Source organism: Parasedimentitalea psychrophila (assembly GCF_030285785.1).
Lineage (GTDB): Bacteria > Pseudomonadota > Alphaproteobacteria > Rhodobacterales > Rhodobacteraceae > Parasedimentitalea > Parasedimentitalea psychrophila.
This window is the reverse complement of record NZ_CP127247.1, coordinates 1,556,488-1,574,998: the sequence shown is the minus strand read 5'-3', so window position 1 is coordinate 1,574,998 and position 18,511 is coordinate 1,556,488. Positions and strand designations below refer to the sequence as shown.

The 18,511-nt window shown below is 55.2% G+C and carries 21 protein-coding genes; 10 read left to right on the top strand and 11 right to left on the bottom strand.

Annotated features, from left to right (window positions below; all coding sequences use genetic code 11):
• Window positions 1-85: 85 nt before the first annotated feature.
• Genes fliP through fliF form a run of 4 tightly spaced genes read right to left on the bottom strand, consistent with a single transcriptional unit; the run spans window position 86 to window position 3,375 of the window.
• Entirely contained in the window at window positions 86-829 is a 744-nt protein-coding gene (gene fliP, locus QPJ95_RS07580; RefSeq protein WP_270920425.1) for a flagellar type III secretion system pore protein FliP, read from the bottom strand.
• Window positions 826-1,122: a FliM/FliN family flagellar motor C-terminal domain-containing protein gene (locus tag QPJ95_RS07575; RefSeq protein ID WP_270920426.1), complete on the bottom strand. Its 297-nt coding sequence runs from the start codon at window positions 1,120-1,122 to the stop codon at window positions 826-828. Before QPJ95_RS07575 ends, fliP begins: the two co-directional genes overlap by 4 nt.
• Complete coding sequence (locus QPJ95_RS07570; protein ID WP_270920427.1) at window positions 1,115-1,711, bottom strand: ABC transporter ATP-binding protein; 597 nt, start codon at window positions 1,709-1,711, stop codon at window positions 1,115-1,117. Before QPJ95_RS07570 ends, QPJ95_RS07575 begins: the two co-directional genes overlap by 8 nt.
• The gene (gene fliF / locus QPJ95_RS07565) at window positions 1,711-3,375 is read right to left on the bottom strand and encodes a flagellar basal-body MS-ring/collar protein FliF (protein ID WP_270920428.1); all 1,665 of its coding nucleotides are present in this window, start codon (window positions 3,373-3,375) and stop codon (window positions 1,711-1,713) included. Before fliF ends, QPJ95_RS07570 begins: the two co-directional genes overlap by 1 nt.
• Before the next feature lie 119 nt (window positions 3,376-3,494).
• On the opposite strand from fliF, the gene QPJ95_RS07560 reads away from it, so the two are divergent.
• From QPJ95_RS07560 to QPJ95_RS07515, 10 genes are all read left to right on the top strand, one after another.
• Window positions 3,495-4,016, top strand: coding sequence for a flagellar basal body-associated FliL family protein (locus QPJ95_RS07560; RefSeq protein ID WP_270920451.1), 522 nt, complete (start codon window positions 3,495-3,497; stop codon window positions 4,014-4,016).
• A 9-nt stretch (window positions 4,017-4,025) separates the two neighbouring features.
• A complete protein-coding gene (locus tag QPJ95_RS07555; protein ID WP_270920429.1) occupies window positions 4,026-4,472 on the top strand; it encodes a hypothetical protein in 447 nt (148 codons plus the stop codon).
• Window positions 4,472-5,083 carry a MotE family protein gene (locus QPJ95_RS07550; protein WP_270920430.1) on the top strand — a complete coding sequence of 204 codons (612 nt, stop codon included), beginning with the start codon at window positions 4,472-4,474 and terminating at the stop codon, window positions 5,081-5,083. The genes QPJ95_RS07555 and QPJ95_RS07550 overlap by 1 nt, the downstream gene beginning before the upstream one ends.
• Before the next feature lie 77 nt (window positions 5,084-5,160).
• A complete protein-coding gene (motA, locus tag QPJ95_RS07545) occupies window positions 5,161-6,030 on the top strand; it encodes a flagellar motor stator protein MotA (RefSeq protein WP_270920431.1) in 870 nt (289 codons plus the stop codon).
• A complete protein-coding gene (locus QPJ95_RS07540; RefSeq protein WP_270920432.1) occupies window positions 6,027-8,423 on the top strand; it encodes a hypothetical protein in 2,397 nt (798 codons plus the stop codon). The genes motA and QPJ95_RS07540 overlap by 4 nt, the downstream gene beginning before the upstream one ends.
• Before the next feature lie 151 nt (window positions 8,424-8,574).
• On the top strand, window positions 8,575-9,363 hold the full coding sequence (locus tag QPJ95_RS07535) for a transglycosylase SLT domain-containing protein (RefSeq protein ID WP_270920433.1): 789 nt from the start codon (window positions 8,575-8,577) through the stop codon (window positions 9,361-9,363).
• Between the two features lie 72 nt (window positions 9,364-9,435).
• On the top strand, window positions 9,436-11,469 hold the full coding sequence (gene flhA / locus QPJ95_RS07530) for a flagellar biosynthesis protein FlhA (protein WP_390923789.1): 2,034 nt from the start codon (window positions 9,436-9,438) through the stop codon (window positions 11,467-11,469).
• On the top strand, window positions 11,466-12,242 hold the full coding sequence (locus QPJ95_RS07525) for a flagellar biosynthetic protein FliR (RefSeq protein ID WP_270920435.1): 777 nt from the start codon (window positions 11,466-11,468) through the stop codon (window positions 12,240-12,242). Before flhA ends, QPJ95_RS07525 begins: the two co-directional genes overlap by 4 nt.
• A complete protein-coding gene (flhB, locus tag QPJ95_RS07520; RefSeq protein ID WP_270920436.1) occupies window positions 12,239-13,324 on the top strand; it encodes a flagellar type III secretion system protein FlhB in 1,086 nt (361 codons plus the stop codon). Before QPJ95_RS07525 ends, flhB begins: the two co-directional genes overlap by 4 nt.
• Entirely contained in the window at window positions 13,324-13,722 is a 399-nt protein-coding gene (locus QPJ95_RS07515; RefSeq protein ID WP_270920437.1) for a hypothetical protein, read from the top strand. Before flhB ends, QPJ95_RS07515 begins: the two co-directional genes overlap by 1 nt.
• A 200-nt stretch (window positions 13,723-13,922) precedes the next feature.
• On the opposite strand, the gene QPJ95_RS07510 is transcribed toward QPJ95_RS07515, so the two are convergent.
• The 7 genes from QPJ95_RS07510 to QPJ95_RS07480 all read right to left on the bottom strand — a co-directional run bounded on the left by QPJ95_RS07510 (window position 13,923) and on the right by QPJ95_RS07480 (window position 18,509).
• Entirely contained in the window at window positions 13,923-14,816 is an 894-nt protein-coding gene (locus tag QPJ95_RS07510; protein WP_270920438.1) for a glycosyltransferase family 2 protein, read from the bottom strand.
• Window positions 14,817-15,059: 243 nt separating this feature from the next.
• Window positions 15,060-15,551: a nucleoside triphosphate pyrophosphohydrolase family protein gene (locus tag QPJ95_RS07505; RefSeq protein WP_270920439.1), complete on the bottom strand. Its 492-nt coding sequence runs from the start codon at window positions 15,549-15,551 to the stop codon at window positions 15,060-15,062.
• Between the two features lie 8 nt (window positions 15,552-15,559).
• Window positions 15,560-16,300 (bottom strand): flagellar basal body L-ring protein FlgH, encoded by a 741-nt coding sequence (flgH, locus tag QPJ95_RS07500; protein ID WP_270920440.1) that lies wholly within the window; start codon window positions 16,298-16,300, stop codon window positions 15,560-15,562.
• Window positions 16,300-16,716 (bottom strand): flagellar basal body P-ring formation chaperone FlgA, encoded by a 417-nt coding sequence (flgA, locus tag QPJ95_RS07495; protein ID WP_270920441.1) that lies wholly within the window; start codon window positions 16,714-16,716, stop codon window positions 16,300-16,302. The genes flgH and flgA overlap by 1 nt, the downstream gene beginning before the upstream one ends.
• Window positions 16,716-17,501: a flagellar basal-body rod protein FlgG gene (gene flgG / locus QPJ95_RS07490; RefSeq protein ID WP_270920442.1), complete on the bottom strand. Its 786-nt coding sequence runs from the start codon at window positions 17,499-17,501 to the stop codon at window positions 16,716-16,718. The genes flgA and flgG overlap by 1 nt, the downstream gene beginning before the upstream one ends.
• Window positions 17,502-17,523: 22 nt before the next feature.
• On the bottom strand, window positions 17,524-18,237 hold the full coding sequence (locus tag QPJ95_RS07485; RefSeq protein ID WP_270920443.1) for a flagellar hook-basal body complex protein: 714 nt from the start codon (window positions 18,235-18,237) through the stop codon (window positions 17,524-17,526).
• A complete protein-coding gene (locus QPJ95_RS07480; RefSeq protein ID WP_270920444.1) occupies window positions 18,237-18,509 on the bottom strand; it encodes a flagellar biosynthetic protein FliQ in 273 nt (90 codons plus the stop codon). The genes QPJ95_RS07485 and QPJ95_RS07480 overlap by 1 nt, the downstream gene beginning before the upstream one ends.
• Between the last annotated feature and the right edge of the window lie 2 nt (window positions 18,510-18,511).

The window sequence follows — 18,511 nt, the reverse complement described above, 5'->3', positions numbered from 1 at the left end:
GTTTGACTGGGGGCGCAGGTCAGCGCGGACGTAGAAAGACCCCTGGCTGGGATCCTAACCAGAGGTCCGATAACCGTGAGTGAGGTCAGGGATAGTAGCTACGAACCAGGGAACTGGCGATCAAGGTCCAGCCGTCCGCGACCACAAAGAATGCCAATTTGAACGGCAGTGACACCACCGCGGGGGGGACCATCATCATCCCCATCGACATCAGAATTGCCGCAACCACCAAATCGATGATGAGAAACGGCAGGAAGACCAAAAAGCCGATTTGAAAGGCCCGCGAAATTTCTGACAGCAGAAAGCTGGGAATCAGCACCGACAGTGGAGCGTCGGGGGTTGGATCTATCCCCTGGGTGTCGGGGCGTAGATCTGACATCGCATAAAACGTATCTGCATCCAGCCGCGCCGCCATAAAGGCTCGAAACGGCTCAAGTGCACGAATCATCGCCTCCTCTACCCCTAATTGTTCTTCGATCAGCGGTTTGATGCCATGGGTCCAAGCGTCGTTAAACACAGGTTCCATCACAAAATAGGTCAGAAACATCGCCAGGCTGATAATCAGCATATTGGGCGGTGCTTGCTGCATGCCCATACCCTGCCGGACAATCGACAAAACCGTTACAAGAAATGGAAAACAGGTGATCATGATGGCCAGGCCGGGGGCCAGGCTGAGCACGGTAAGCAAGAGAATCAGCTGTATGGACCGCGCGGAAATCGATCCATTGTCAGCCAGCGACAGGTTCAATTCCTGCGCCTGTGCGACCTGCGGCATCGCCAGCAGCGCAAAGGCTGCCAGCGTCAGAAAAAGGAAAGATCTTTGGATCATCCCAGCCCACTTTGTAGATCTGCAATTTCGGTCAATCGCACGGCCAGTTGTCCTGCCTGATCGCCTTCCAATTCTTCCAGCTGACCACGGGCAACCAAGCGGTCGCCAACATAAAGATCGACGGGATCTTCGACCCGTTTGTCCAGTGTCAGGACGGCGTTTTCGCCGAGATTAACCAGATCACGAATCAGTGGGCGGGCCTTGCCAACAGACACCACGACTTCGACTGGAACCGAATTAAACGGGTTGCCGGAATCAGCAGTTTTCTTCTTGAGATCGGTGTTATCATCCATATTTGGCGTCCTCTTTGACTTGGAAGGAGAAGGCATCAACCGACTCGCGGATTGAGTCGAGCAATGCCCCACTGTTGATTTCACGTTCTAGGTCGCCAACACGCAGATAGGCTTGACCCGGGGAAAAACTGGCGTCCTCACGGACTTTGATATCGACAGAAAAGCTTTGAGTGAGAGCGGATCGAACACCGCCGGCTTCACCTGCCGCCACCGTGATCACCAGTGGTTGATGCGTCTGCCCCTTCGCCATATCGGTCAGTTGCTCGACGATGTGGTGGCCAAAACTGGCGGCCATGGCGTCTGGCAAGATGGCGCTGGTCAACACCTTGAACATTGGGTCGAGCGATTCGATCAGCTGATTTTGCGCCTCGTGAAAGGTAAAACTCATATCTTCGAGCGAGTTCGCCAGGGTGGCGGAAATCTTGCTTGTTTCGCGCTCATGGGCGCCAACAGAATCGTCCCATCCAGCGGTATATCCGTTTTCAAATGAAACCAGTTTCTGCTCTTCAAGCAGCTCATCGGAAACCATGGCTACGGGTTCAACTTTCCCTGCATTGCCAAAATCTTCTAATAGGTGAGCAATAGTCATCAGGCTTTCTCCTCGCTCTCTTCAAGCCAGCCGCGCAGAATTTCGACCGTTTCTTCCTGGCGGTCTCCAATCATTGCACGCAGCCGGTCGACGGGATCCTGGGTGCCGCCGCCCAGAGCGGGAAGCCCGCCCATGCCGTCGCCGATACCGCCCATTCCACCCATGTCTCCAATGCCGCCCATGGAGCCAAAGCCATCGTCGATTTCGCCAGTCAAAGGGGCCATTTCCATGCCCACGCCCATATTGGGGTTGCTCATGAAATCACCCGATCCCAACTGGGGTAGATCTGACATCAGATCGGGACCCTCAATGGCAGGCTGAGGCGCCTTGTTGGCCAGGATTGGCCGGACCACGAACAGACCGAGAATCAGGCTGACAATTGCCAGAGCGGCGATCTGGATCAGCGCCATTGCATCGATAAAGACGTTATCCATGATGGAGTTGGACACGATGGTGCCCTGCGGCTCGATTGAGGGCAATTCCATCGACTTCAGGGTGATGACATCCCCACGTTCGGCATCAAAACCCACCGCCGCCGCGATCAGTTCCCGCATGGCTGACATTTCTTCCTCGGACCGTGGGGTGAATTCACTGACACCTGATTCGTTGGTTTCCGACAATCCGTTGACCAGCACCGCAATGGTAAGGCGCTTGATGGCGCCGGGACCGCGGGTGATGTGCATCTCGGTTTCTGAAATCTCGTAGTTGACGCGTTCACGGGTTGAGGTGGTATTGGCTTTGGAGCCGTCACCCGCGGCGCCATCGCCATCCGGGATATTTGAGGCCACGGTGACCTGACCGGATTGGTTGCTGGAGGAGTCGGCCCGCTCTTCTACGTCAGTGCTAATGGCGACCCGGCTTTCCGGGTCAATGCGTTTTTCGCGGACAGTTTCGGTTTCGGTGACAATGTCGACACTGACCTCGACCACTGCGTTGCCTTGGCCCACGCGCGCCTCGACCAGGCGAACAACCCGGTCGCGAATCGATTTTGAACGGTCATCATTGCCCACGCCTGCGGCCGCTGTTGCTTCCGGAGAGCTGATCAATGCGCCATTGGCATCGATCACTGCAACATTTTCGACCGCGAGACCGGTCACTGCGGATGCAATAAGAAAGCGAACGGCGTTGGCCTGAGCTGGTGTAATAGGCGAGCCTAAAGGCACCAGCGATACTGAAGCCGTCGGTTCAACGCTGCGCTGAAAGGGATTCGACCCGGTGTTGGCGATATGAACCCGGGCTTGGGAAATATGCGGACTGGCAACAACCGTGCGGGCCAGCTCACCTTCTTTTGCCCGCCAATAGGCGGCATCGAACATTTGCGACGTTGTGCCAAAACCACTGAGCGAATCAAGCAGCTCATAGCCGCGGCTGCCATTGGCCGGCAGTCCCTCACTTGCCAGCGTCATCCGCATTTCGTCGCGTTGTTCAACCGGGACATAAATTGACCCGCCCCGCACTTGGTATTCGGTACCGCGCTGTTCCAGCGATTGTACCACCTGACCTGCCGAGGCGCTGTCCAGCCCGGCATAGAGTAGTTTCATTGTGGGCGTATTCGCCACACGGGACATTGCAAGCACGCTGAGAATCATGATGACCGTGGAACCCACGATGATCAGACGCTTGCGCGTATCCAAACCTGCCCAGACATTCTTGATCTGCTGCACCTTAACCTCCGTCGAACCGACATTCTGATCGGCTTGCAAGTGTTTTGACGGATTGGCCTTAACATTCGGTTAGTCCCTCGCAGGTTATGAAGTGTTTGTACGACGTTTTAGGAATAGCCATGACAGACGCTGTAGCGAACGTAGAAGATACGCCGGCGAAGCCGAGCAAAATGCCACTGATCATAGGGTTAGTGCTGGCGATTGTGGGCGGCGGAGGCGGGTTTTATGCTGTCCAGGCCGGCCTGCTTCCATTTGGAAAGCCCGCGGCACCGGATGTGGCGCCAGCGGTTCATGCCGTGCCGACAGGTGTCGACAGTCATGAAACGGCGGCAGACATCGCCAACCTTGCTTTCATTGAAATGGACCCCCTTGTGATAACTCTGCGTAAGGCAGGCGGTTTGAAACATTTGCGGTTCCGCGCGCAGCTTGAGGTCGATGTGGTCCACCAGGTCGAAGTCGAAAGAATACTGCCGCGTGTTGTCGATGTACTGAACAGCTACCTCAGAGCTTTGGAAGTTTCGGATCTTGTGGATCCGATGGCGCTCCCAAAACTGCGGGCGCAGATGCTGCGACGGATCAACATTGCCACCGGCCAGGGGCGTGTTCGAGATCTGTTGATCATGGATTTTGTTTTAAACTAGGAGATCAGGATGGAAATGATTGCGGATATCCTGCTTGTTGCAGGCGCCCTTGGGGCTGGATTTTATTGCTTCGTGCTGGCACGGCGGCTGAATCGGTTTAACGACCTAGAACAGGGCGTTGGAGGTGCGGTTGCTGTGCTGTCATCGCAGGTTGATGATCTCAACAAATCTCTGGTGGCGGCCCGCGCGATGTCGGACGGCTCCACCAAATCTCTGGAAAGCCTGACCGGGCGTGCTGAAACAGTTGCTCAGCGGTTGGAACTGATGATGGCCTCGATGCATGATCTGCCCGCAGAGGCACCGAGACGACGACGTGCCAACGAAGAAAGCGATGCCTTGGCGGAAGCTCTGAATGCGGCGCCCAAATCAGACAGGAAATCTTTGGATGAGCCTGAAAAACCATCCTCGGGCCTGATGTTTGTCCGCCATAACCGCAATCAAAGCCGGGTTGCCTGATGAGCAAACAACTTAAATCCAAGCGCCCACGTCGGACTCGCGTCGGCACGTTGTTCATGTTGTCGGTGTTGTTGCTGGGCTCCGCCGCCCTGCGTCTTGGTTTCGAAGCCGGGCCGGCAATCGCCCGGGAAGTGGCCAGTCTGCCAGATGCGGAAACCAATAGCGGTGATGTTGCAAAGCAAGCTGTCTCAGTGCCATCGTCGGCTGAGCTGCAGCACATGCTTGCGGCGTTTCAGCAACGCGAAAAAAACCTGGCCGCACGGGAGGCCGAGGTCGAAGATCGGATGAAAGCGATGGAGATTGCGAATCAGGCCATCACTCAGAAATTGGCTGCACTTGAAGCGGCCGAGGTCAAGCTGGAAGCCACGCTATCTTTGGCAGATGGCGCAACCGAAGCGGATCTGACCCGCCTGACGGCTGTTTATGAGCAGATGAAGGCAAAGGAATCAGCTCCGTTGTTCGAGGAAATGGATCCTGATTTTGCTGCGGGTTTTCTGGCGCGGATGAAACCGGAGGCCGCAGCCGGGATCATGGCGGGTCTCAGCCCCCAGGCGGCCTATACAATCAGTGTCGTTCTGGCAGGGCGCAATAGTTCGGTGCCAAAGGAGTGATTTCTGTTTCGAAGCTTAGGGAATTTTAATCAGACTCACCTAAGCTTCTAAAAAATAACGAAATTCGGAGACCCCTTATGATCGGCATTCTTGGTATTATAGTTATCTTTGTCATGGTTTTTGGCGGTTATTTGGCCGCCGGTGGCAAGATGGGAATTATTTTAAAGGCCGCGCCCTTTGAAATGATGATGATCGGCGGTGCCGGAGTGGGCTCCTTTATGATCAGTAATGATATGGCGGGTATCAAGCACACCGTGAAAGACCTGGGGAAAGTGTTCAAAGGTCCCAAGTGGAAACCGGAAGACTATCGGGATTTGCTTTGCCTGATGTTTGCATTGATTCGGATCGCGCGTGCCAACCCGGTTGAGGTGGAGCAGCATATTGAAGACCCGGAAAATTCGTCAGTGTTTGGAAAATATCCCAGGATTCTGGCCGATCGGGAAGCTGTGAACTTGATTTGTGACACCATGCGTTCGGCGTCGATGAACTATGACGACCCGCATCAGGTCGAAGAGGTTCTGGAAAAGCGGATTGAAGCCAACCATCACCACGCGCTGCATTCCAGTCATGCATTGCAGACTCTTGCTGATGGTCTGCCGGCGCTGGGCATCGTTGCGGCTGTACTTGGTATTATCAAGACGATGGCGTCTATCGATCAGCCCCCAGAAATTCTGGGTAAAATGATCGGCGGCGCGCTTGTTGGCACATTCCTTGGGGTGTTCTTGGCTTATGGTCTTGTTGGCCCATTTGCCGCCAAGGTGAAAACAGTGACCGAGGAAGACGCGCATTTTCACCAGCTGATCCGAGAAGTCCTGGTCGCCAATCTGCACAATCACGCTGCTGCAATCTGCATTGAAGTCGGACGTCAAAATACTCCGTCGCATATCCGCCCTGGGTTTTCTGAATTGGAAGAAGCCCTGAAATCTGTGAAACAGGAAGCCGCATGATCCGTCAGGCAGTCGCATTAATGGCCTTGCTTTTGGTGGCCGTTCCGGCCCAGGCCGAGACCATTATCGCCCGTTCGGGTGAACATGACGGGTTCTCCCGTCTGGTTATGCGCCTGCCCGACAATGCCAATTGGGCGCTGACCCAGACAGGGAAATCAGCGGTTTTGAACATCGACAGCCCTGCGGCAATTATTGATACATCTCATGTCTTTAGTCGTATTCCTCGCACCCGGTTGCAATCCTTGCAACAGAACGGCGCGGGTACTCCCCTTCGGATGCAACTTGGATGTGACTGCGAAATACAATCCTATGTGCAGAAAAATGGCTATCTTGTCATCGATATTCGGGATGGCAAGGCCGAGAAACCTTATCCGACATTCAGCGGTGCCTTGCCGCTGGGACTCTTTCAGGGGGGAGCTGGCTATCGGTTCAACCTGTCGCCAGAGCCAGTCCAACAAGCCCGAATGGGTTTGGATTTGACTGCTGCGTTTGCCGGGCGTGCGGCGTCAGGAGCGCATGGGCTGCAGAGGGTTCTTCCTCAGCAGGCGCAAGAGCCCGAGCCAGACGCCGAGGTTGCAGTTGTTTTGCCTGGGCCACTTGCCAATTTACATCAGACGGAAGTCCAAGATCCGCCAGAAATGACACTGCCAACGGTGGATTTACTGTTGGACATGGATGAAACAGCGCGGGCCGCAATGGTCAATGCCTCTGAGCGGCGTCTGTTGCAGCAAATTGGGCGGGCAACCAACCAGGGTTTGCTAAATCTGGTCCTGACCGAAGTCGATGACGGCAATGCGCCGGTTAGCGTGGCGCCGCTTGACACTCCAGACCGCCCGATGAGCCCGTTGGACCATTTGGTTGTGACCACAGCTGTGGATCGGGAAATGGGGCTTATGTTGCAGCAGACACAGAGCTCAACCTCGCCGAACCACTGTATCCGGTCCAGGGATCTGGCGGTCTACAACTGGGGGGGCGAATCGTCTTTTGCAGATCAGATTAGCCCCCGTCGTTCGGCATTGTTCAAAGAATTTGATCGCGTTGATTTGGATGAAGTTTTAGCCCTGGCCAAAACATATCTCTATTTTGGTTTTGGGGTAGAGGCCCGCACCATGCTGGATATGTTGCCGTCCGACGACACCCGTTTGGACAAATTGTCAGCAATGGCCATGCTGATGGATGGGGATCCCTTGCCGATCACTCATCCTTTTGCGGGGCAACAGGCATGTGATGGCGATGCGGCCCTTTGGGCTGCCCTTGCCGATGGGGAATTGAAAAATAATGCAAATGCTGAGGCGATTCAGCAGACACTGTCCCGTATGCCGGTGCATCTGCGCGTCCATCTCGGACCCAAAATCAGCAAATTGTTTGCAGAAGCTGGCGACCAACATATGGCTGCGGCCGCTTTGCGCTCTGTTGACCGAACCGGAGTCGAAGGCGTGCCAGATATCAATTTGGCCCAGGCGGCCATCGCCGACATGGTCGGGGACACCGAAACTGTGGTCGAAGAGCTGAAAGAAGAACTGGCGGAACGCACCGAAAACGCACCGAAGGCGCTGATTGATCTGATTTTGCTAAGTTATAAAGAGCGTAAGGCTCTGTCTCCGGATCTGCCAGAATTGGTTGCCTCTTACGAGTTGGAGATACGCGACAGTGATCTGGGGGCGGAACTTCGTCTGGCTGAGGTCGTGGCGCTGTCTTTGACCGACAGTTTTACCGAGGCTTTTGTGGCGCTTGGGGCGTTGGCCGAACGCGATGGGCCGATGGCACATGCCGCTGCAGTTGAGCCGGTCCTGACCCTGTTGACCGAACGGGCAGATGACGTCACTTTTTTGCAATACGCCCTCATTTTCACCGAGGAGGCAACTGCAGCAGAGGCAGTCCCGGTGGCGGATATGATGACACGGCGTTTGTTGGATCTGGGATTTGCGCAGCAGGCTCAATCCATGCTGATGAAAATGGCGCTGGAGCCAAAGGATGACTCGCGCCGGTTGATGATGGCCGAGGCTGCGTTGGGTCTGGACCTGCCGCATCGGGCTTTGGTTGAATTGATGGGGCTTGATGGCCCCGAGGCCAATAGACTTCGGGCCCAGGCCCTGTGGCGCAACGGGGAATTTGGCCGGGCCGGAGAATATTTTCTGGCCGAACAGGATGTCGACGCCGCAGCGCGGGGGTTTTGGCATTCAGAAAATCTGGAGGCCATCACATCGGATGATGAGGGGCAATTCAGTCGAGTTGCGGATGTTACGGCTCAGTTGGATGCACAGGCCCAGGAACCTGAGGACATGACGCCATTGGCGCATGCCCGCGCTTTGGTTGAAAGCAGTGTTGGGACCCGCAACCAAATCGAGGCTTTGCTGCAGGGTGTTGCGCCTGTTTCAAGCGGCGATGAATAGGCGGTGATTTGATCTTTAGGGGGGAAACCCCCGGAGAGCGAACATGCAAAGGCCGCCCAATTCGGGCGGTCTTTTGCATTTTACGATAACGCTTTGTAAATCCTCTGAGCCTACTTTGGGGACGGGACAACCCAGAGCTGGAATTGGCAGAATGCCGAAGAAAAACAAAGAATTATGTTGCCAAAAATCCGTTGTGCGACGCCTGTGCCCTGAAGGCTGGGGACTCACTGCCGCAATTGTCTGCTTGGCGGTGCTGTTTGGTGTGGCCCCGAAGGGCAGTGCCCAGGCGTCTGCAAAACAGGTGGCGGCGTTGTGCGATGCAGCCGCGCAGCGTGCCGCGCGGGATTCTGGGGTGCCGCTGGATGTGCTGCGCACGATCACCCGAACCGAAACCGGACGGGGTGGTAAACAGGGTCTTCAGCCCTGGCCCTGGACCGTCAACATGGAAGGCGCCGGTAAATGGTTTGAAACCGAAGATGAGGCGCGCGCCTACGTCTTTTCGCATTTCAAACGCGGCGCCCGCAGTTTTGACGTTGGCTGTTTCCAGATAAATTTCAAATGGCATGGCGCAGAATTTGAGTCGATCGATCAAATGTTCGATCCGGTTGCCAATGCGCAATATGCTGCCCGGTTTCTTAAAAAATTATATGCTGAAATGGGGGACTGGTCCAAGGCTGCCGGAGCTTATCATTCCCGCACACCAACTTATGCCAACCGTTACACCGCACGCTTCGACAGAATTCGCGCTGATCTGGCACCGGCCACCACGGTGGCCGCCTTGCCAGGTCGCACCCGTCGCCGCTCCTCTGACGGGCCGCTTCCATTGGCCAGCCTTCACACGCCGTCACCGCTAATTGCACAGGGTTCTGTTTCCATGGGTTCGCTTGTTCCCATGGCTAGATCTGTTGCATCCCCGCTTGCCCTGATCATGATCGAATGAGAGCTCATCAACGTGCCTAAATTTACAATCAAAGAGCTGTTTAGCCCCACCGTATTGCTGGCGCTGGCGTTGATGGCGATCATTGTGATGATGATTTTACCGGTGCCTGCCTGGGTTCTTGACGTTGGGCTTGCCGCCTCGTTTGGTCTGGCGATCCTGATTTTCACCATAACCCTGTTTATCGAGCGGCCACTGGAGTTTTCAGCCTTTCCGACGGTGCTGTTGGCCTCGCTGATGTTGCGACTGTCGCTGAACGTATCCTCGACCAAGCTGATTATCGGTCAGGGTCATACGGGGACGGATGCGGCCGGCAATGTGATCCAAGGGTTTGCGCATTTTGTCATGGGCGGCAGTGTGTTTCTTGGCTTGGTGGTGTTTGGCGTGCTTTTGATCGTCAACTTTATGGTCATCAACAAGGGGGCCACCCGGATGGCCGAGGTTGGCGCCCGTTTCGCCTTGGATGCGATGCCAGGCAAGCAGATGGCAATTGATGCGGATTTGTCGGCTGGGGCCATTGACCATGCTGGGGCCAAAGAGCGACGGGAGCGGGAACAGCAGGAAACCACCTTTTTCGGCTCTCTCGACGGTGCCTCGAAATTTGTAAAAGGGGACGCTGTAGCAGGTTTGCTGATTACCATGATGAACCTAGTCATGGGATTGGCGATGGGGGTGCTGGTCAAGGGCATGCCTATTGGCGCCGCCTTTGAAACCTATGCGATTTTGACCGTCGGGGATGGCTTGGTTTCGCAAATCCCTTCGGTGATCATTTCAATTGCTGCGGCGCTTTTGTTGGCGCGCGGTGGAAATCAGGGCACAACTGATGTCGCGATTGGTGACCAGCTGGGTAAGCACCCCGCAGCCTTGGCCACCGTGTCCATTTTGATGTGCCTGTTTGCCTTGGTGCCGGGTTTGCCCTTTGTTCCCTTCATGATTGGCGGTCTCGTTCTTGGGTATTTTGCTTACCGGACGCATAAAAAGATCGTCGATGAAGCAGAGGCCGAAATTGAAGAACAGATCGAAGAAGGCACCGAAGCCGTTGCAGCCAGACCACTGGGCGACATCCTGGATCTGGATGACGTGCATCTGGAGTTTTCCCCCGATCTGGTTGGTATGGTGCTGGATGCGGGAACCGGTCTGGATACCCGAATTGCCAATATGCGGACACATGTGGCCAGCGTCTTTGGCTTGATTCTACCCGAAATTCGCCTGACGGATGAACCTGAATTGCAGATGGGAACTTATCTTATCAGGGTGCAGGGGGTCGAACAGGCGCGGGGCACTTTACATCCGGACATGGTGCTGGCCTTGATGCCTGATTCACATGAATCGCTGCCCAGTGGTACCGATGTGACAGAGCCGGTCTATGGCGCTCCTGCACGTTGGATTTCCACGAAATACCAAGAAGATGCGGCGCTGATAGGGGCCACGATCGTATCGCCGCCAGAAATTCTGGCCACCCATTTGCTGGAAGTGATGAAACAGAACTTCTCGCGGCTGCTGACTTTGAAATCACTGCGTCGGCTGTTGAACGAGATGACACAATTGTCTGATGACTTTCGATCCGAGGCCAACAAAAAGCTATTGGATGAGCTGATTCCCGACAAAGTGCCAATCGATACGCTGCATGCGGTCCTGCGTTTGTTGCTGGATGAAAAAGTATCCATCCGCAATATGCCGCTTATTCTGGAATCGATTGCCGAGGCGCGGATGCAAAGCACCCAGCCGGAGATGATCTGTGAACTTGTCCGCCAGCGTCTTGGCTTTCAGCTGGTGGCCGAAATGAAGCGCGAAGATGGCACCATCCCGCTGGTGCAACTTGCTCCGGAATGGGAAGATAAATTCACGACCTACCAGATCGACACTCAGAATGGCGGGATGGACATTGCCCTGCCGCCGGATCTTTTCAATCGATTGGCCGAGGGCCTGTCAGAGCGGCTGAATATGATTTCCGAACAGGGAATATTTCCAGCGGTGGTCACGTCGACCCGCCGTCGCCGCTATCTGCGCACAATTCTCAAGGCGCGCGGCATATCCAACCCAGTGCTGTCCTTCGAGGAAATTGGGTTGGACGCCCGTCCGGCGTTGGTCGGAATGGTTGCCGCATGACACCGTTCTTACCACCGGAACTGGTGGCGCTCATGGGGGTTGGATTCTGGCACGGCGCCATTGTTTTCCTACGTGTTGCGGCTCTGACGGCGCTGCTCCCGGGGTTCGGTGAGCAATATGTATCGATGCGGATTAAACTGGGTATTGCGCTGTCCTTCACCCTTATCGTGGCCCCGGCCTTGCCGACCTTCCCGCAACCTGACAGCTTGATGCATTATGCCAGTTTTGTGGTGACAGAGTCGATCATCGGGGTGGCTCTTGGGGTCAGTATCCGGTTTTTTGTTCATGTTCTGCAGACGGCCGGGACAATGGCGGCGCAAGCGACATCCCTGTCACAGGTCCTTGGTGGTATCGGCGCAGAACAGATGCCCGCCATTGGTGCTGTTTTGCTGATCAGCGGATTGGCCCTGGCAATGATGATGGGGCTGCACGTACGGGTCGCCGAGTTTTTGATTTATTCCTATCAGATGTTTCCAGCCGGGGTCTTTCCCGACGGTAGTGGATTGTCTGAATGGGGCGTCCATCGAGTTTCCAGCGCCTTTTCACTGGCCTTTACCCTAGCCGCCCCCTTTCTCATTGCGTCGGTGCTGTACAATCTGACTCTTGGTGTCATCAACCGGGCGATGCCTGCGCTGATGGTCGCCTTTGTCGGTGCCCCGGTCATTACCTTTGGCGGGTTGTTCATTCTCATGGTCGCCAGCCCGATGATCCTGCAGGTCTGGAGTGACGCAATGATGTCGTTCTTCGCCAATCCCGGAGGCGGCATGCCATGAGCGATCAGGACGATGATACCGATAAGTCATTTGATCCAACGCCAGAGAAACTTCGCAAGGCGCGGGAAAAGGGTGAGGTTGCCAAATCCACTGACTTGTCGGTGGCCGCTGCTTATGCGGGTCTGGTGATTGCATTTTATTCCATGGGCGGCGAATCCGTTCGGTCACTTGGCTCGGCCCTGATGGCGTTTCTCGATCAACCTGAACGCCTGGCACCGCTGTTTTTTGAGGGTCCGGCTGCGGCCCCAACCGGTGGTTTGATGATGGCCGTAACCGGTGCCGTTCTACCCTGGTTTTTTATCCCTTTTATCTTGGTCCTTCTGTCGATTATTGGTCAAAAAGCTCTGGTATTCGCCCCCAGCAAACTTGCGATGAAACTGTCGCGGATTTCGGTGATTTCCAATGCCAAGAACAAATTCGGCCGTGCCGGCCTTTTTGAATTTGGCAAAAGCTTCACAAAGCTGGTTCTTTATTCGGTGTGTCTCGGGTTTTATATGAACTTGCGGTTGCCGGAAATGATTGCAGCCTCCGCCACCAGTGCCTTTACCGTGGTGGCACTCTTGGCGCAGTTGGGGATGGAGTTCCTGGGCATATCTCTGGTGATTTCGCTGGTGGTCGGAGTTTTGGATGCCGGGTTCCAACATGCCGAACATCACCGCAAGAACATGATGTCGCGCAAAGAAATCCAGGACGAAACTAAGGATTCTGAGGGGGATCCACAAATGAAAGCCAAGCGTCGCCAGCGCGCAATGGAAATTTCCATGAACTCGATGATAGCGGAGGTCCCGAAGGCTGATGTGATTATCGTGAACCCAACCCACTATGCGGTTGCGTTGCAATGGGGCCGTGAACGTGGAACGGCTCCGACCTGTATTGCCAAAGGGGTCGACGAAGTGGCAGCCGTGATCCGCCAGATTGCCAATGAAAACGCAATCCCAATTCACAGCGACCCACCAACGGCGCGGGCGTTGCATGCCACAATCGAAATCGGTGGAGAGATTCTGGAAGAGCATTATGCCCCGGTGGCTGCAGCTATTCAGTTTGCTGAGAAAATGCGCCAGCGCGCCAAGGGTCAGGTTTGATGAAGCAGAAAAAACTGGACCAAATGGCGGCCATAACCGAGGCGCAATATCTGCGTGAACACGCCAAAATCAAACCAATCCTGGATGAAGACGCGGCTCTGCGTGGCAAGCTTTCCAAACTTGACATCCAGATGAAGGAAACACGCCAGCAAGGTGAACAGGATCACGCCATGAGGGCCCTTGGCGCTGACCTGTTATGGCAAGGATGGCACAGCCGGACCCGCCGTCAGCTCAACATCGAACTGGCTCAGGTTACCGCACGCAAGCTGAAGGCAATGGACCAGGTTCGCAAAGCCTTTGGCCGCAAACATGCTGTTCAGACCATGGCGGATCAAGAGCGCAAGCGGCAAAGGACCGAGCGGACCAAGGCGCTTGAAGCGAAACTGCTTGGGCATTGAGCAATACTTGGGTAATGGCCCCGGAAACTAAGGGGATGCGAGAGCCGAATTTTTTCGGCAAAACTGACTGAGGGGGATGGCGCGCGCTAGTCTGACTTGCGGTTTTTGAGTGATAACAGGCTGTTGTCAGCGCAAAAGGCGCAGTTCAGGTATCGTTCACAATGTCGTAAGAAGGACCAGGATAGGCGAGCCCGCAAACCTTAAAAAACTCCAGAGAATCTTTCCGGTATACGGTACAAGTTGCGGTTCGCTGCCGGGCCCCAGATATACTGACCGGAGTATTTCTCGAATTGTTCGAGCAGAGCCGCCCGAAATTCGGGTAGATCAATATCCTCTCCTGCAAGCGTCGTTGTCTCAATGATTTCGTAGTAGGATTTCTGAGTATTGTTCCATTGATGGCTCTGATTATATTGCGACCCGAGTTTTCCAGCATCCGATACCAGCTTCTTTTTCTCTTCGCCCCTTGCCTCGACCGTGTCCCTGTCGAAATATTTCAAGTGTAAGGTATAGAGATCCGAGGGAAGATGCCGAGGCCCCAAAGTGTTCCTATGTCCTCCGGGGCCAAAGCCGACCGGGGCACTGACAAGGCAAGGTTTGCTGTAATTTTTGTTGGGGCGAAATATTCTTCGTCGAGAAAGTATTGTCTCGTTCTCTTCGATTGGCAGCGGCTCCTCTCCTGGCAGATGTATCAATTCCAGACATAACGGAGAGATGTTTTTGGGCGCGGTCCTTACGTTCCCATACTTGTCAACAATATGATCAACCAAGTTTGCCGCAGCCATGGGGTCAACCACCACGATCTCATCAACGTCAGACACAATCATCCAGTTATAAAAGTCGAGAAGCCCGGTGGCAAAGTGCCCCAACATCCTCCACCGGCGCCGGTCGAACTTATACATCGCAGAGTCACGCGGTAGATTCATGACATTTGCGTCTTTGGCAATTTCCTTATGTTTCGGGTCATTTCCGTGACTGAAGACATAAAGGTTTTCGGCACCAACCTGCTTGCGATAGTAATTGTACCAGCGCTCCAAGAAGAAGTAATCTTCGTAGACCATTGTTACGACGCCAAGCGGTTTCTTGTAACTGTCCATCGCAATATGCCTTGTATATGGTTTCCCTCAAATCATGAAGGTCGGAGAGGGCTGATCCCATTTATTCGACCAGACTGGAAATTGGTTTAAGCTGCTACTATCAAAGGTTGTACGTTGGTCTCACGCGCTTCATCCGGCGTCAATATCCCACAGTTGAATGTGGGATATTGACGCCGGATGAAGCGCCAGAAGCCGCGGCCGGGTTGCCCCGGAATGCGCAGGGTCAACCTGTTGCAGAGTCTATCAGACGTCCTGTCGGGAAATACCCATGATCAACACGTCTACAATGTCGGGGCCAATCTCCCTTTGTGCGGCCTCCCGCAGGGCTGTTCGCAGCGGCATCATGACGTCTGAACGGGTAAAAGCGCCGCGAAACCCTCCCATGTTGGCGTGGTCAAACAGAACCTGCAAAAGGACGTCCCTCAGCTTTGGCTCCAAGGCATAAATACGATCGCTCATGCCTTCGACGGCCTCTAGGCTGAGTGACACAACCACCAGGGCTGACAACTTGTCGCGCTCAACCACAGGCACCACAAACTGGCTATTTAGTTTGATATAGATGTATTCCGGCTTTTCTCCTTCCGGATGAGCCTCTTCCGCCGCAGGCGGCGTTTGATGGGCTTCGCCTGCCGCCAGGTCTTGGGTTTCCGGTGTCGGTGCTAACATTATGCCAGCGCCGATGCCGCCGCCTGTGCCGATGATAAGCAGGATGATGGGCAGTAGTTTCGATAACATGGTAACCCTCAGAATGGCAGGATGACGTCAAGCAACTGCTGGCCATAGCGCGGCTGTTGCACATCGGTGATTTGTCCACGACCGCCGTAGGAAACACGGGCCGAAGCAATTTTATCATAGGTGATTTCGTTCTGGCGGCTGATGTCTTCGGGGCGAACATAACCGGTCACCAACAGCTCGCGCATTTCGAAGTTGACCCGCAGCTCTTGGGATCCATTGATCGCCAGAACACCGTTTGGCAAAACATCAACAATAGTTGCGGCGACCCGCAGGGTCAGTTTTTCGTTTCGTTTGACCGAGCCCTTACCGGATGAACTGCTGCTGCTGTTCAGGTCAACGGCGGTGGCCATGCTGGCCCCATCAGGCATATATTCGTCTATACGCTGAGGAACGCCCAGAAGATTGGAAACGCCCATCGATTCGTCGCCCGCGCGGGACCGCGAGGTATCGTTTGAAATTTCAGCTTTTTCGTCGATTTCAATCACCACAGTCAGGATATCGCCCTTGCGAACGGCGCGGCGGTCCCCCAGCAGGGATTGCCGTGCACCGCTCCATAGCGATGCATTGTCGACCGCGCGTTGGGGGTGAGTGGTTGTTGGCAGGCCTTGCCACAGCATGGCCACATGTTCGGGGGTTTCATTGGCGGGAGAAAAGCTGGGCGCTTTGCCCACATGGTCCAGGCGGGCACAGGCACCCAGCAAAACCAGTCCCAAAACCGCCATTCTGGCCAGTGTCAGTTTTTTATGCATTATCTTACCTCGATAGAGCCGTCAGCGCTGATGCGCCCGGATATTGTCGTGCGCGACGCCAGGTTCATTGCCCGGATGATGTCGCCTTCTGAACCGCGCCCCAAAGAGCGGCCTTCGGTTAAGATCAATAAGCTGCCACGGCGAAATCTGAGCATGATCAAATCGTTACGCTCAACGATTGCAGGTGGGCCAATGTCGCCGGGACGGATGGGGCGTCCGGCGTAAAGCGACACTCGGGCCTCTTGACCGACCACGTCGACCGGATCTGAAAAGGCACCGGCAATCTCCACTGACTTGTAAGCCAGATCCTCGGCGTAGATGATTTGCTTGGCCCTGATCGTGCGCACTGGCACCAGGGTGTCGGCCCAACTGGATTGGGCCATCAGAACCATCAGAAATGTCAGGACCAATTTCATCAGCGCACCTGTGTGGTGGCGCCCATCATCTGGTCGACAGCCGAGATGACTTTGGCGTTCATTTCATAGCCGCGCTGGGCTTCGATCAGTTCGGTGACTTCACGGACCGCATCCACCGAGCTGGCCTCGATGTAACCTTGGCGCAATGACCCCAATCCATCTTCGCCCGGTGTCGAGACCACCGGCGCGCCGGATGCTTCGGTCTCGGTGAACAGGTTGCTACCGCGGGCCTCAAGCCCCTTTGGGTTGGCAAATCCCGCCAGGGTTAGTTGCCCGAGCAACTGGCCTTCGGCGGTTTCTTCAAAATAGGCATAGACTTCGCCTTCACCATTGATCGAAATGCTGCGCGCGTCGGTGGGGATGGTGATATCAGGAGAAACCGCCAGCCCGTCAGAGGTGACGATCAAACCTTCGGCGGATCGTTTCAGAGACCCGTCCCGGGTAAAGGCCGACTCACCAGAGGCCAGTGTCACCTCCAGGTAGCCTTTGCCATCAATCGCCACGTCCAGGTCATTGCCGGTCTGCGTCAGCGCCCCCTGAGACAGGTAGACAGAGATTGCGGCAGGCCGCACACCCAAACCAACTTGAACACCGGTAGGCAGTACAGTGCCGTCAGACGAATTGACGGTGCCGGCCCGGGAGATCTGCTGATAGTGCAGATCTGCAAACTCCGCACGCCGCGGATTGTAGGCCGTAGTGTTCATATTGGCGAGGTTGTTGGCAATGGTTTCGACGCGCATCTGTTGGGCGCTCATTCCGGTGGCAGCAATCTTTAGGGCACGCATCGGGATTCTCCTACGACTTGTATTATTTGATTAGGTTTTTGATGGCATTGCGGATGCGCTGATCTTCGGTCTCAAGGAAACTCTGACCCATTTCATAGGCGCGCTGGATTTCGATCATCCGTGCCAATTGTGAAATTGCGTTGACGTTGGACCCTTCGACAAACCCTTGCAGGATTTTTGCCTGATCGGTTTCTTCGACGTCACCATCGACCCGGAACATCACCCCATCTTCGCGCACCAGGGTGTGCGGCTCCGTTGGCATAAACAATCCGATCTGGCCCAGTGGGTTGCCGTCGGCGCTGATTGTGCCGTCGGGGGCGATATTAATGGTCTCGGCGTCGCCCGGGACGAACACCGGTGAGCCCCCCGCATCCAGCACCCGGTTGCCATCCGCGGTGACCAGGTCACCATCAGCATTTGGTGAGAAGGCCCCAGCCCGGGTCAGCCGTTCGCCCATCGGGGTCTCGACCTTGAAGTATCCATCGCCTTCGATGGCCAGGTCAAAGGTGCCGTTGGTCTGTGTCAGCGCGCCTTGCTCTGCCGATGTGTTGCGGATATTTGCCCGCGACATCGAAATTGACGATTGACCCGGGGTGGACTGGATGAACTCCGAAAAAATCAGCCCCTCCTGCCGGTAGCCGGTGGTGGCAGAGTTGGCGATGTTGTTGGCCACGACCTGCATTTCACGCATTAGGCCTGTCTGGCGGGAGAGGGTGACATAACCGGTCGTTTCCATTACGAACCTCCAATAATCATGGGGATGATATGGCCATGAAAAAAGGCCAGCATCGTTTGTGTCATGAAGCCCATGGTCATCCAGAAAACGACCATGATTGCAGCCAGTTTAGGCACAAATGTCAGAGTCATTTCCTGGACCGAAGTGAGAGCCTGAAACAGGCCGATGCTCAACCCGACAACCAGCGCCACCGTCAGGATGGGAGTCGACGAAATGACGGCGGTCCACATGGCCTGACGCAGAGTGTCGTAGAATTGCCCTTCGCTCATCATGG